This window comes from Microcystis sp. M049S2, assembly GCF_020245625.1.
Taxonomy (GTDB): Bacteria; Cyanobacteriota; Cyanobacteriia; order Cyanobacteriales; family Microcystaceae; genus Microcystis; species Microcystis ichthyoblabe_A.
Genome location: NZ_JADBUN010000149.1, coordinates 16,881 through 31,339, shown reverse-complemented (window position 1 = coordinate 31,339; position 14,459 = coordinate 16,881). Strand labels below are relative to the sequence as shown.

Genomic DNA, 14,459 nt, shown 5'->3' with positions numbered 1-14,459 from the left:
CCTTGTAACTGCCCTCGATTCCACATTCTCCAAGCAGTGTCATAACTGATCCCTTTTTTCTTAGCATAATCTGATAGTTTCATGTGAACTGCAATGTAAACTTGCACTAACCATATTAGCAGTTGTTTGCAGTCATTTGCACATATTTTTTACAAAACTTTACAATACCAAATTAGGTTATTAAGAACTGATTATTTATTCTCCCTATTGCCTTTTGCCTCTTGCCTTTTGCCTATCCTAACCAAGAAGTTAATTTTGCACGACTACTTATCTTGAGAGACCAATTTTAAGCTAGGACGGGGTTGCAAAGTTCCCCCGTAAGCGACGGCAGTATGAGGAGATAGGACAAGATGAGGAGATATACCCAAAGAAATTCGATAGATTTCCCCAGCTTTATCGATTAATTGCTGTTTAACTGGCTCTTTCGGCAAATTTTGCCGCCAAGCTAGGGGAATCCCCTCGATACCGTTGTACAATCCCGCCCAAATTCCCGCTAAAGTGCTAGTTAATTGCCGTTGATAGGGACTAGAATTAGCACGACGCACGCTAACGGCGAAATCCTCGCTCGTTTGCAGAAAGGTATAGAGAGAAAATGCGATCGCAATTCCCAAAGGTGAGCTATCTTTCGCCCAAGCCGATAAAATGAACTCTAAGGGATGATTCTGCCCTAAAGCTGACTGAATCTGCTCTAATAGCTTATTCTTGGGGTTAATAGTTAGTAATTGCCCCATTAACTGATTTAAAGGCCTTTTTCCCTGTAATAACAGACCTACCGCCTCTCCCCAAATTATCGCTTCTTGTCGGGTTAACTCGGAAATTAAGCCCTTTTTCAGCCAAAAATTTAATCTAGCTTGCCAACGTCCCCCATGGTCAGGCCAGGTTAAAATCTCCGGCAACAGCACAAATAATAACGCCGATTCCGACTGCTGCCTAGATGCGATCGCAATGGGCAAATCTTCCTGAGATTGCAGAGCTTGCAAAAGCAGGGTCGTCCTCGGTGTAGCCTCATAGTTAAAGGCTGGTATTAGGGGTTGATTATGCAAGGATTCCCCAATATATGCCCCGATTAACCCTCCCTGAAGGCGATCGAGGGGTGAAAAAACCTTTTGCATAAATTAGCTCAATTTGCCCGGTAGGTGACTTCCCCGACTTTGCCCGGTTGCCCCAGTTGTTGAGCATGGGCATTATTAACGGCAACGTAAACCCCGCCAGCATTACCTGCCCTCACGGTTAATTCCCGGTTTGCTTGCCAAGTGCGATGGGTTCCCTGGGGCAGCACACCCTCAAATTCTGTCTTGCCATCCACCACCACCCGCAGCCAGCAGTCATCCTCCAGTTTTACCCTCACCACCAGCTGCTGATTATTGCTGGTTTTGTTGGCTACCGGTTGAAGGGGATTGCTTTTCGGTTGGACAATTTGCTGTTGTGGCAAGGAAGGCGGCGGTAAGCGATTCGATTGCAGTACCGATTTTTGCAGGACGTGGGATAGGGTTTGTACGGAAGCAATAACTAAGATTAAATAGAGAAAATAGAGATGAATCGGGCGAATTTGAAGACTCGGCAGCGATAAAGACGGTTTTATTCCCCTAAAAAAGTTATTTACCTTGGTGGGAAAACGTCGGCTAATCGTCTCACCATCCAGGGACAGACTATCGGCAAATTGTTTGATTAACCAACGAATATAAATCGGTTCGGGCAATGACTCCAAATCCCCCGCTTCCAACGCTTCTAGGCGATGGCGCGGGATTAAGGTTTTCTGGGCAATTTCCTCGAGAGAAAGGGACTGTTCTAGGCGATTTTTTTGCAAATAAACGCCGATTTCCAGTAATTTGGTTCGCTGTTTATGCTGGGGATCGAGTTGTGATTGGAGAAGGCGAAACATATCGCTATTAGGGGCTGACTTTCAGCTTAGTTAATCTGGTTCTTTAAATATTTCAGTTCATCAAGGGTTAAAAAACGGTAATCACCCAAGGGTAAGGGGGAATTATTACCAGAGTTTAGTTGAATAGGACCGATAGCACTGCGATGAAGTTTCAGGACGTGATAACCTAATTCTTCAGCTACAGAGCGAATCTGCCGATTTCTTCCCTCCACTAAAATAACTTCTAGTAGGGTTTTTTGGTCGGTTTGCTTGAGTATCTCAACCTGTGCGGGTAAGGTTTTTTTTCCCTCTAAGAGGATACCTTCTCGCCAACGCTGGAGAGCAAGTCTATCAATCGCACCATCTAGCCAAACCCGATAGGTTTTGGGCAAATGATAACGGGGATGGGTGAGGGTGAGGGTGAGTTGACCGTCGTTGGTGAGGAGTAACGCCCCAGTGGTGTTGATGTCCAACCTGCCTACGGGATGTAACCCCGTCTCGCTGGCGAGGGAGTCGGGCAAAAGGTCAATCACCGTCGGCCGGTTTTGCGGATCCTTACAGGTAGAAACCACACCAATGGGTTTGTTGACCAGTATATACAATCTTTGGGGACGATTGGCCGGTTCAATTTTTTTTCCGTCTATCTCTAGATGATCTTTTTCTGGGTCGGCTTTTTCTCCTAACTGCACGATTTTGCCATTCCGTCTCACCCGGCCGGCCACGATCATCTCCTCCGCCCTTCTTCGGGAGGCAATTCCCCACTGGGCAAGGATTTTCTGGACTCTCTCCGCCATTTTTTTTAGTTTTTAACCCTTTCTATCTCCTATTATAGGCATCCTAAAAGGGTTTTTTTCGCCCAAAAAGTGAAGAAAAACCGAATATCTTCAGCTGCCTCTTTGATTTTTTGGCGTTGCTGAATCAAGGTATGAATGACAACCTTGCACCCATCCAAAAGTTAGTTTGGGTCTAGGTTTTAAAAATCACAGGTGGTGATTCGGTAGTAGTGATGGCGGCTTAATCCTTTGCTTTGCCGTGCATTGTAGTCATGGATAAAATACCAAACAGCTCCAACGTGATTCTCCATTTTTTTAGAGAAAGATAGACTCTCTCTCACCAGCCGAGAAATCCTTTTCAGTATTAATTATGGATAATGCACCAATTCATCGGAAGACAGTCATTAAACAACGGCTCGGCTGAGCTCGCCGAACGCCTGGTAGAAGAAGCAGGTCATCAGGTAGTGTTTTTGCCAAAATACTCTACTGATTTAAATGATATCGAACATGATTTTAGTGCATTAAAGAGGGCAAGAATGTATGCTCCTGTGGGGACCCCCCTTGATGAAATTATTCGTACTTATTATGTCGCCTAGTGTCTCGTTCTTATTTGAAATAACTATATTTATCAGAAAAGTCATGATCAAGCTAGAGGTTTAAAGACTGATTCGAGCCAATTATTTTTATTAATAAATATTTTACAGAATTCATACCAGGTAAGCAAGAGGGCTACGCCACTACTACCAAATCATTACCCAAAAGAGAAGTTTAAGAACTTAAGCAGAACGTAACCGTTCAGGGGTAGGGGTTTGGGGGGAATCACTTTGATTTAAGAATCGGAACAATTTTGACAAAATTTATCCAGTCCCTGATCTAGAATGTAAACAGCAACGATAGCCGATAAAATTTCTGCAACTTGCGGAGGACATATCAAATATCCTACAATAATATTTGTTAAAGTAGGGATAAGTGCGGGTAAATATTTTTCTCGTAAATTTTCATAATTCGGTTGAAAAATGAAATCACGACATTTATTAAAAACAATAGCAAACCAACAAAAATCAACATTATCTTCTCCCTCTTTAATACTATTACGAGGGGCAATAGATTCAGGAGCATATGCTAAATCTCCCTCCCATTCCTCAATAACATCAAGTGCAATTAAAGCGTTCTCATTGTCTGCAAATTTAATACGGTACTGAGAAATTTTTCTGATGTTAAACGAGTTGTGTCTGACATAATATCATCCTTAAAGCCAAAACCAATTTTTTTCTATTATCTCAGCTTATTAGCTCCTAATCCCAGCAAAGCAAAAAAGCGGTTAAAGATGTCGTGAGGGCAATCCCTCGCTTTAGGTTGTCCGCAACTTTATAATCGTCTCGTCGCTAAGGGTTTTGATTTTACCGATAGCAAGTTAATCCAGTCAAGATTAGCTTGGAAGACTAAGAAGAAGCGAATTTTTGGGGATGAGAATTTACTTTTGTCAAAAATCATTACATATTCGCAACAAAATAAACTTTTTTGAGCAAATTAATGTACCATACTTAGACAAGGCGATCAATTATTTTGACCGCCGAGATTTTTAATCATTATAAGATTGTTTCCCTAATTGCAAAATTAACAATTACATACCGAACAACAATGACACCAGAATTTAAGCTTATTCCCCTGCAATTTAACTGGGTTGCTATCAATCCTAAACCGATTGGGGTCGTCTATTTTATCGGTGGTGCTTTCTTCGGCACTTTTCCCAATCTGTTCTATCGTTATCTACTCAAACAAGTCTTTGAACGGGGCTATACTATTATTGCTATTCCCTATCGTTTTACTTTTCGCCATTGGAATGTTTCCATAGAAATGGTCAAAGATTTGATTGGATTGAGAAAGGCTATTTATGAAGAAGCTAAGTTTTTAGGCTATGAAGATAACCTTAATTTGTACTTAGAGGATCCCACTGCTGGTAATCCTAATTATTTTTGGATGGGCCATAGTTTAGGGTGTAAATATATCTCCCTTTTAGAGGTTTTAAGTGATGTGGAAAACACAGAACTAGAACAGGTTTTGAGTGGTTGTGTCGGTAAAAATCAAGCCGAAGATATCCAAAAATCGCTGAATAATACCGATATTCATACTGTATCTTTGAAAAATCAACCCTCACTTTTACTGGCTCCTGTAATTGCTGGCATAGATAGTGCAATTCCCATAGCTGCTCTAGCTAAATTAGTGCAGAGTTTGGGTTTAGATGTACAGCCAAACGTGCAGGAAACCCGTTGTTTAATTAGCAATAGTAAGCTATTTAGACTCTTGGAAATTATCGCCTTTGCTAAGGATCTACAGGCTAAAGATACGGTAGCTTGGTTCATTAAAGAACTAAGTCAACAACTCTTAAAACCAGTAGTTCCCTTAGCCAATCGCACCCATCTAGCACCCCTTGGCTGGCGCAATGGCGACCAAGAATTAGCAGATAATGTGATTAAATCAATTCAAGAATTACGCGCTAAACTTATCTCGTGTTATCCCGAAAGTCAGGAAAAAGAGGAAGTCTTAATGAAAATGATTTCTGAACATTAATCAATTGAGGATAGGGAGAGGTTGCTAACGGTCAATATTGCCACCTGAATCGCTTTTTCGATGGCTTGTTGTTTGCTTTCTAAACTAATCCCTTCCTCTTTGCTTCTTTCGGCAATCACAGCACAAATACAAGCGGCAGTAAATCCATAAACCCCCGCCATTTTAAATAAAGTTCCCGCTTCCATTTCATAATTGAGAATATTTAAACGTCGATATTCTTCCGTAATTCCCTCTAAATGGCGCTGAAGATAAGGGTTAGCAGAAGACAGGATTCTTTCCTGTCCTTCATAAAAACTATCCACAGAAGCGGTAATACCTAAATGATAATTTACTCCCAAAAATTGAGCCGATTTGACTAGAGCAACTGTCAAAAAAGGATCCGCCACTGCGGGATATTCTGGAGGAGCAATATCATTAGCTGCACCTTGCCTACATAAAGCCGCTTGGGAGATAATAATATCACCAATTGTTATTCTATTTTGAATTGCGCCACAAGTACCAATACGAATAATAGTTTTAATTCCCACCTGTATTAATTCATTAACCACAATACTCAAAGATGGCGCACCCATGCCACTGGTAGCCAGAAGGATTGGGGTAGAATTATCTAGATAGCCAAGATAACTATTTAATCCGCGATAATCCGATAGTAAACGTGCATTTTGTAAATAAGTTTCAGCAATATAGCGTGAGCGTTCTGGTTCCCCCGATAATAGGGTGATAGTCGGTTTTACTGTGCCTAAATCCTCACTGCTAAAGTTGAGATGATAGGGTTTTTGGTGAGATAAGATATTGGACATTTAAATTAAATTAAGAGCAGTTACTTTGGTTAAATAGGCTTTTGGTTATTATAACAACTTTAGGTTTAAATTGAAATTAAATATTTAATTATTGACAAAATAGAATCAAGCTTAAGGACGACTATTGATGTTAAGTTCTTGCACTAATTCCTGCACTGTGGTTGAGGGATTGGCATCAAAAGGATGTTTTTTTGCTTCATCTCTATCTTGAATAAGTTTTGCTGCATTAGTTATTGCTGTTCTCTGGTATGGCTTTAATTTTTCGTACATATCCTCTCGATTTTTTTCATATTTTTCTTGCTCGTTTAATAATCCATACTTTTTCATCTGGGTAGTTAAAATTTTTGGGTATTTACTTCGGGATGTGGCAATATCCAGATATTGAAAGTGTAAAATAAACCAAATTTCAAAAGCTTCATTAGAATAGGCAATCTTGATATTGTTTTCTTTAGCCAGTCTTTCTGCTTGATTAAATTGCTCTTTAGAACAGTTATCTTTATCAAAAACGCACCAGATTTGATCAAATGAGTCATCTTTTTTTAGATTATCTATAATCTGAATAGCTTTGTTGACTAAACTCAAGCTATTTTTACCTTCACCTTTCACCCTAACTTCAATTTTCTTAGGAACAGTAAAAGCCTTAAAATAGTTAACTTCAGTTTTTTTTCCCTCGCAAATAATTAAAAATTTTTTTCTTGTTTCTCTAGTCTTAGTTTGGCGACGCAAATAATCGGAAGTATTCCTGTTGTTACTCATACTAATTACCAATAATTGTACTTAAATCACCAATAAAAGGTATTGCTCCATAACGACCTTGAATATAATCTTTTTCAAATGTATTATTATTATTAATATCAGCAAATTCCACCAAAGAATATAAATCTGTTGCTCCTTGATGATTTTTTTCGGTAAACCAAATTTGATCCCTCCTCAAAAATTTATGACTAAGTAAATTAATATCATGAGTAGTAAAAATAAGTTGAGCATTTTTGGGATTAGTTTTCTGAGAATTAAATAATTCGATTATACTTCTAGTCATTAAAGGATGAAGTCTGGCATCCAATTCATCAATTACTAAAACTTCCCCTCTTTGCAAAGTGTCTAAAATCGGTGCTGACAGAGCCAAAATCTTTTTAGTTCCATCAGATTCATGATTGTCCATATCAAAAATTTCTAACTCAATCATTTTACCTGTTGAGTCATACTTTGGATGATAGGTTTTTATGGTAGCGGACTTTATTTCACCGCTAGAGTGACTGATGATATTTCTGACAACATCCGGTAAATCTTGCGGGAGACTGTCTAAGGAAATTTTTCTGCTTTCTATTTCTAGGTTGAGATTGTCAATACTTAAATCTAATTTTTTAATTAACTTAGTTACATCATCAATCAAATCTTGTCTATTAGAAAGATGCTCAAGCGTAATCGCTTTTAATAATTCCACATCTAACCCAGACACAACACCTAAGTGACTAAACCAAGAGACAATTTCCACCGCTAGAGAATTATTAAATTGAGCCGCTAGTGATAAAAACAGAGTATTTTTTTTTGTCAATCCTCTTAGTATATTACCTTGTTCAATATTTTTGCTATATTCTATTTTATCGCCTTGCCGATTAAAAATTTTAGTTTCACGACTTCTGGGCGTACAAAATAACCATTCGGAAACTACTCGCTTTTGAGTTACTTCAAATCCATATCTATAAGTTTTATTTTTTAGCTGAAAAACTATTTCAAAAAAGGATGGTTTATCAACAGTTTCGGTACTTAATCTAAAGGGTTCCACATCTATTTTGTCAGTGATTTGTAATTTAGCAGAATTCATGACAAACCGTCGCATAAAATTGAATGCCAGAATTAAATTACTCTTACCACTGGCATTTGCTCCATAAATAGCGGCACTTTTCAGTAAACTAAATTGTTGATTAACCTTAAAAACATTATTTTTATCAAGCTCATCATTACCACAGGCATCCTCCGCAGCTACCATGCTGAGAGTGACTACATCTTTAAAAGAGCGATAATTGCCGACACTAAATCCGATGAGCATTGCATATTAACCCTAACAGTCTCTAAGGAATAAAGGAGAAGATACTTTTATTTTATGCACTTGTTGAGCATTTGAACAAGAATTATCCTCAGAATCGGCAAACAATCACAGAAAAAAGGTAAGGAATTGATTTTCCTTACCTGATGATTGTAGCCTTTTGAAAACAAATTTACACTTTTGCTGACTCTTTAACTAACTTATCCCAACCCAATTCCTTGAGGTTATTGTTGCGACGCAGGGGACGAGTAGCTAATTCTAAAATATCTCGCGCATTGGTAAAACCATGAATTTGAGCAAAAGTAAATTCTACCGACCATTTAGTGTTAATTCCCCGCGCTTCTAAGGGATTTGCATGGGCCATTCCTGTAATAACTAAATCGGGTTTTAAGTCGTAAATGCGCTGAATCTGATTGTAGTTATCAGGTTTTTCAATAATTTTCGGGATGGGAACACCCATATCATTACAGGTTTTTTCTAGTAAGGCTAATTCGGCCGCTTGGTAGCGTTTATCCATGTAAGGAATCCCGATTTCATCACAAGTCATCCCGCAACGAATTAGGAAACGTGCCAGAGAAATTTCTAGTAAATTATCCCCCATAAAGAAGACCGATTTACCGCGCACAAGTTGCAGATAATCCTCTAAACTTTCCCAAATTTTTGCCTCTCTTTCTTCTAATCCCTGCGGTTGTACTCCCAAAACAGAACAGATTTTTTCTATCCAAGCGCGGGTTCCATCCGGACCGATGGGAAAAGGTGCGCCAATTAATTTACACTTACGACGACGCATTAAAGTGGTGGCAGTTCGTGATAGAAAAGGATTGACACCAGCCACATAATAACCTTCTTCAATTACCGGTAATTCAGTAAAACGTTTAGCTGGCAACCAACCATCAATTTTAACTCCTTGTTTTTTCAATTCTAGGGTTAAATTAGTCACAATTGGGTCGGGAACGGAACCAAATAAAACTAAAGGAGGATGGTCTTTATATTCCGATTCTTCCTGTTTAATTTCTTCCTTTTTACGTCCAAAAGTTAAGAGTTTCTGGATGGCATTCCGTTCTTCTTTTTCATCTTCATGCTTAACTTTTTCGGGACATTTATGCACCATAGAAGCGAGGACGGTATCTTCCCCTTGGGTAAAAGCATAATCTAAACCATTAGCGCGCGCTGTCACGATAGGAATACCGATTTCTGACTCTAGTTTCGGTGCTAATCCTTCTAAGTCCATTTTGATAATTTCGGTGGTACAAGTACCGATAAAAACGATAACGCTAGGGTTTCTATCTCGTTTAATTTGTAAGCAGAGGCGTTTTAATTCTTCGTAGTCTTTTAGTTGAGCGGAAATATCCCCTTCTTCTAATTCAGCCATAGCATAACGTGGTTCGGCGAAAATCATCACCCCCATAGCATTTTGCAGGAAGTAACCACAGGTTTTTGTGCCGATAACAAGGAAGAAACTATCTTCGATTTTTTGGTATAACCAAGCAACACAGCTAATCGGACAAAAGGTGTGATAGTTGCCGGTTTCACAATCAAATTGTAAAGCGCTCGGTTCTTGAGTGGCGGTCATGTTTTTTGGTTCTCCTTTAACTTGGTTTATTTAGGTTTTCTTGTTGTAACTCTTGGCGGATTTTTTGCAGTACAGGATCCTCAGTAGGATATAAAGAATTACTTAATTCTCTTTCTTTCTTTTCTAGTCGTTTTTTCTCAGGATCAAAATTTAATCCTAAAACTTCTAGAAGTTTGTTTCCATCGGAACTAAGCTGACAAAAGGGATACATCCACACTGATAATTGAGATTCTAAAACGGTCATTGCACCTATAATGATGTCAGCACTAGGACGTTTACCACCGTCGGGAGTTTTTCGCCACGAATCTTTAGAATCCATTAAAGACTTAATCCACGGTTGATTGTTTTGGTAGTAATCTAACCATTTATCTGGTAAGATTTTTAGCAATTCCTCAAAAATAATTACTTTGTTTTTTTCGACTGATAATTGTTTTTCTCGGAATCCGTTGAGATATTCAGTGTGCGAATTAGAAATCAGTAATTCTTTTTCCGATTTTTCCAACTCCTTTTTTTCAGAATCAAAATTTAGTCCTAAGACTTCTACCAGTTTGTCCCCATCGGAACTAAGTTGACAAAAGGGATACATCCACACTGACAACTTAGGTTCTAAAGCTGTTGCTGCCGCTATAATTATGTCAGCACTGGGACGTTTACCACCATCGGGAGTTTTTCGCCACCATCCTCTAGAATCCATTAAAGACTTAATCCAAGCTTGATTATTTTGGTAGTAATCTAACCATCGCCTTGGTAAGGTTGCTTTTAATTCCTCAAAGTTGCTCATTTTGTCCCCTTGACTGAATAATGATGTTTTCCCTATTAGAATTCCCAATGAGAGGAAAAAATGATCATTATCGAGTCCTCGATAAAATTCGTGGGTAGGGTGGGTTAGGCGACGATAAGTTAGACTATTAACTAATAAGTTAATTATTCGCAGTAACCCACCCAGAAAAAGAGTTTATTGGTGGTTATTGGTGGGTTACGCTGTTCCTAACCCACCCTACAAAATAATCTAAACCATCATTAGATCTAATTCCGCCTCGGCGTTAACTTTGGGTTTATCGGCATTAAGATAGAAATCCGATAATAAAGTGAATAATTCCCGGTCGGCAGATTCTTTGGGAATAACTCCTTCTGGTTTGGCTAAAATCTGATCGGCAATGTTGAGATAATAGTCACAAACATAACTTAACATCGGATCCTTGTCGGCCATTTCAAAGAGAGTTTGACCTTTAACTCTGGAGACGCGAATATCTTCAATTAAGGGTAAAACTTCTAACACTGGCATGGGAACATGATCTACATATTTATTAATTAAATCGCGTTTTGAGGTGCGATTACCAATTAATCCGGCTAGTCGTAGGGGATGGGTGCGCGCTTTTTCCCGGACGGAAGCGGCGATGCGATTGGCGGCAAAAAGAGCATCAAAGCCGTTATCTGTGACAATTATGCAGTAATCGGCGTAATTTAAGGGTGCGGCAAATCCTCCACAGACCACATCCCCCAAAACATCGAACAAAATCACGTCAAATTCATCAAAAGCGTTCAATTCTTTTAATAATTTCACCGTCTCCCCGACGACGTAACCGCCACAACCGGCACCGGCCGGGGGGCCACCCGCTTCCACGCATTTGACGCCACCGTAACCGTCATAGATAACGTCTTCGGGCCAGATGTCTTCGTAGTGAAAATCTTTTTCTTGCAGGGTATCGATGATTGTGGGAATCAGAAAGCCTGTCAGGGTGAAAGTGCTATCATGCTTGGGGTCACAGCCTATTTGTAGGACTTTTTTGCCTCTTTTGGCTAAAGCGGCCGAAATATTACAGCTTGTTGTCGATTTACCGATGCCACCTTTTCCGTAGACTGCGAGTGTTAAAGGCATGGAAGTTCTCCTAAATGTACGCTTGAATGGTGAGTTTGTTTATCAGTGCTTCGATCGCAATTATTGACCATCTCCCCGCCCCTTGGCAAGAGGCTCAATTTTTATCTGCTATAGCTAGAGTGAGATTAAAAGCGTAAAAATCAGAAAAATAATTTTTTTAGAGCTTATAAAGTCTCTGAAATTGATAAAAACTTATAAAAAAAGCTTTGTTTATACATTTAATATAAATGCAAACAATAAACAAAAAAACGCCAAAGCTTTACAAAAACTCGATAAACAGGGTTTTACCGTGCCAAACCGAGACAAAAAAGGTCAAGATAGAGGCAGTCTAGAGACCGATGACAGATTTTCGTGAATAATCATTACAATTTTCCCTGGCATATTAAATAAATCGATCCTCAGAAGGATGCTGAAAAAAGCTGTAGTACAATTAGAACAAAGTACCTGTAGGGTTTCCCATGCGAGTTAAGCAAAAAACGCTGACTACACTCTTATTAGAGAATAAAGCTCCTAAATATCGTCCTTTTCTGGGTTTTTTTCTCACTGGGGTTCCCTTGCTCTTTTTAGCCTATGTGGTTTATTTCCAGCGTGCTTATCTCGACTGCATTCGGTTAGGTACAAAAAGGATAGATTGTCAATATGTCCAAGAGTATAATTTTCCTGTTTCTAGTCGGGAAAATTTTTCTTTAACTCACATTAAAGCTACGGCTGTCTATCAGGAAGTTTTTATCAGTGTTGAGCAGGAAAAAACTGTTAATAACACGGTTTTATTGGTCGGAAGAAATAACCATCTCTACATCGAGAATTTTCGGGATGTGCAGTCAGCTAGTGATTTTAAAACCCGATTTGAGAATTTTGTGAATAGATATCAAACTCAGGAAATTATTGCCAAAAGTCCCCTAGATACCTTGTCAGCAGTGCTAGAACAGAACGATAATTATCGCTACTATCTCTGGGGTATGTTATGCTTATTGTCAGGTCTATTGTTACTTTATGATGCCAGCTATTGGGAGATTTATATCTTTAATCAAGGTACCGCTACCCTAACCCGTAGGCGACAACATTTAACTTTTAGAAGTGAAAGTGATTATCTTCTAGAGAGAATTGTTGAGGCAAAGGTAGAAGATGACAAAGGCTTTTTGGGGTCTAATTACCGACGGATTATTTTAACCTTATCCAACGGGGAAAAAATTATTCTCAATCGCCGTTTACTGAAATCTATCAGTAACGGAAAAAGGGAAGAAAAAATCCTAGCAATGATTGTCGAAAAGTTAAACTTAAGTCAAGAGGAACTGTTAATCTAAGTAAATGCGCTCAAATTCTAGCTACTTAAAGTCTCTTTTTTTCGGTTTCCTATTAGTAACCGTGTTAGTTTATATATTGCGCGGCATGGGAATATTATCTTTTTTACCCGGAGGATTAATTTTGTTATTAATTCTCTCTTCCGTGGTGACGGGAATTATCTACGGAATCGATAAAACCCGCCGTTTTTAGGAAAATATTGGCTCTCCAGAGAGAAACGAGAAGAGCCGAACGGTTCTACTGATAATGGTAAACCCAAACGTCAATTTGTCAGCAATCCCACGGATAAAAATAACTGATGGTGAGCAATAGATATTTCTCCAAAATTGAGATGCAGCCATTGCCAAAGGTTAACACCTAGGCTAATTAATCGGGGACTAAAGAAGATTTGAGCGCAAAAATTTTCTCGATTACCTCTTCTACCACCTTATCGGGAGTGGAAGCACCGGAAGTCACTCCGACGATAATTTTTCCCTCATTTAACCAGTTATCAGTGATGATTAAATCGCCACCTAAAGGTTTATGTTCGATGCGATTACCGGGGAGAATGCGCTCGGCACTATCGATATGATAGGAGGGAATGGCACGCTCGATCGCTATTTCCTGTAGGTGAGTGGTATTAGAGGAATTATAACCGCCAATTACCACCATTAAAGAAAGTGGTTCTTTCACCAGTTCAAACATGGCATCTTGACGCTCTTGAGTGGCATCACAGATGGTATTAAAACTCATGAAATGATCTTTAAAATCGATCGGTCCGTACTTTCTCAACATAGTATGCTCGAAGACTTTGCCAATTTCCTCCGTTTCACTTTTCAGCATCGTGGTTTGATTGGCAATACCGATATAATCTAGATCGCGATCGGGATCGAAACCCTGGGAATGAGCATTTTTAAACTTCTCTAAGAACTCGTTTTTATCGCCACCGTGGAGAATATAATTAGCGACATAATTAGCTTGAGCCAAATTTAAAACGATTAGATAAGTGCCGGCAAAAGAGCTAGTGGCGATAGTTTCTTCGTGATTATATTTGCCGTGAATAATCGAAGTATGGGCGCTTTTTTTGTGCTTTTCCACGGAATTCCACACCTTAGAAACCCAGGGACAAGTGGTATCCACAATCATGCAACCCTTATCGTTAAGTATTTTCATTTCCGAGACACTGGCCCCAAAAGCAGGTAAAATCACCACATCCCCCGATTCCACCACACTAAAGTCTTTTTGGCCATTTTCCACCGGAATAAAACCCACGGCCATGGAGCGCAGACGCTGATTAACCGAGGGATTGTGAATAATTTCGTTAGTAATCCAGAGACGTTCCTGGGGAAAATGTTGACGAGTTTCGTAGGCCATAGCAACAGCGCGTTCTACCCCCCAACAAAAACCAAAAGCTTGAGCGAGATAGATCGTCACGTCACCCCGTTCTAAACGATAATTATTTTCACGAATTTTTTGGATGAGGTCGCTTTGATACTCATTGGTCATCGCATCCATTACTTCCTCTTTGTGACCGAATCCCTTGCGGTTATAGTTATCCGATTGCTGTAGGGTGCGTTTAAAGGATTTTGTATCCATGATTCTCTGATAGGGGTATTGGTGGCGCTAAATTGGGCGAGACAGTAGCTTGTCATATATTTAAAATACCTTATCTAG

13 protein-coding genes and 3 pseudogenes are annotated in these 14,459 nt (G+C 39.3%); 4 read left to right on the top strand and 12 right to left on the bottom strand.

From position 1 onward, the window contains the following. From IM496_RS12840 to IM496_RS12825, 4 genes and pseudogenes are all read right to left on the bottom strand, one after another. A pseudogene (locus IM496_RS12840) lies at positions 1–83 on the bottom strand (IS607 family transposase); the annotation flags it as partial. A gap of 180 nt (positions 84–263) precedes the next feature. Next, entirely contained in the window at positions 264–1,112 is an 849-nt protein-coding gene (locus tag IM496_RS12835) for an ADP-ribosylglycohydrolase family protein (protein WP_287662130.1), read from the bottom strand. Between the two features lie 8 nt (positions 1,113–1,120). Further along, on the bottom strand, positions 1,121–1,882 hold the full coding sequence (locus IM496_RS12830) for a helix-turn-helix domain-containing protein (RefSeq protein WP_287662128.1): 762 nt from the start codon (positions 1,880–1,882) through the stop codon (positions 1,121–1,123). Between the two features lie 26 nt (positions 1,883–1,908). Further along, entirely contained in the window at positions 1,909–2,655 is a 747-nt protein-coding gene (locus IM496_RS12825; RefSeq protein ID WP_104397382.1) for a pseudouridine synthase, read from the bottom strand. 334 nt (positions 2,656–2,989) lie between these two features. Here IM496_RS12825 and IM496_RS12820 point away from each other — a divergent pair. Continuing rightward, positions 2,990–3,230, top strand: a pseudogene (locus IM496_RS12820) (transposase); the annotation flags it as partial. A gap of 233 nt (positions 3,231–3,463) precedes the next feature. Here IM496_RS12820 and IM496_RS12815 read toward each other — a convergent pair. Then, positions 3,464–3,873 (bottom strand): annotated as a pseudogene (locus tag IM496_RS12815) (hypothetical protein). Between the two features lie 402 nt (positions 3,874–4,275). On the opposite strand from IM496_RS12815, the gene IM496_RS12810 reads away from it, so the two are divergent. After that, entirely contained in the window at positions 4,276–5,205 is a 930-nt protein-coding gene (locus IM496_RS12810; protein ID WP_287662127.1) for a DUF1350 family protein, read from the top strand. Here the strand turns inward: IM496_RS12810 and IM496_RS12805 are convergent. From IM496_RS12805 to bchL, 6 genes are all read right to left on the bottom strand, one after another. Next, complete coding sequence (locus tag IM496_RS12805; protein ID WP_287662125.1) at positions 5,202–6,005, bottom strand: nucleoside phosphorylase; 804 nt, start codon at positions 6,003–6,005, stop codon at positions 5,202–5,204. The genes IM496_RS12810 and IM496_RS12805 overlap by 4 nt on opposite strands. Before the next feature lie 111 nt (positions 6,006–6,116). Next, the gene (locus IM496_RS12800) at positions 6,117–6,761 is read right to left on the bottom strand and encodes an RloB family protein (RefSeq protein WP_287662124.1); all 645 of its coding nucleotides are present in this window, start codon (positions 6,759–6,761) and stop codon (positions 6,117–6,119) included. 1 nt (position 6,762) lies between these two features. Continuing rightward, positions 6,763–8,055, bottom strand: a complete 1,293-nt coding sequence (locus tag IM496_RS12795) for an AAA family ATPase (RefSeq protein ID WP_287662123.1) — start codon at positions 8,053–8,055, stop codon at positions 6,763–6,765. 169 nt (positions 8,056–8,224) lie between these two features. Then, on the bottom strand, positions 8,225–9,625 hold the full coding sequence (locus IM496_RS12790; protein ID WP_194013365.1) for a ferredoxin:protochlorophyllide reductase (ATP-dependent) subunit N: 1,401 nt from the start codon (positions 9,623–9,625) through the stop codon (positions 8,225–8,227). 16 nt (positions 9,626–9,641) lie between these two features. Continuing rightward, positions 9,642–10,406 carry a DUF5331 domain-containing protein gene (locus IM496_RS12785; RefSeq protein ID WP_103112656.1) on the bottom strand — a complete coding sequence of 255 codons (765 nt, stop codon included), beginning with the start codon at positions 10,404–10,406 and terminating at the stop codon, positions 9,642–9,644. 228 nt (positions 10,407–10,634) lie between these two features. After that, the gene (gene bchL, locus IM496_RS12780; RefSeq protein ID WP_002773281.1) at positions 10,635–11,504 is read right to left on the bottom strand and encodes a ferredoxin:protochlorophyllide reductase (ATP-dependent) iron-sulfur ATP-binding protein; all 870 of its coding nucleotides are present in this window, start codon (positions 11,502–11,504) and stop codon (positions 10,635–10,637) included. 458 nt (positions 11,505–11,962) lie between these two features. Between bchL and IM496_RS12775 the strand changes: the two genes are divergently transcribed. Together IM496_RS12775 and IM496_RS12770 are read left to right on the top strand one after the other, a co-directional pair. Next, positions 11,963–12,808: a hypothetical protein gene (locus IM496_RS12775; protein WP_287662122.1), complete on the top strand. Its 846-nt coding sequence runs from the start codon at positions 11,963–11,965 to the stop codon at positions 12,806–12,808. Between the two features lie 4 nt (positions 12,809–12,812). Further along, a complete protein-coding gene (locus IM496_RS12770; protein ID WP_002798718.1) occupies positions 12,813–12,998 on the top strand; it encodes a hypothetical protein in 186 nt (61 codons plus the stop codon). A gap of 174 nt (positions 12,999–13,172) precedes the next feature. Here the strand turns inward: IM496_RS12770 and IM496_RS12765 are convergent, their stop codons facing one another. Then, positions 13,173–14,381: a 4-hydroxy-3-methylbut-2-enyl diphosphate reductase gene (locus IM496_RS12765; protein ID WP_287662121.1), complete on the bottom strand. Its 1,209-nt coding sequence runs from the start codon at positions 14,379–14,381 to the stop codon at positions 13,173–13,175. Positions 14,382–14,459 lie beyond the last annotated feature (78 nt).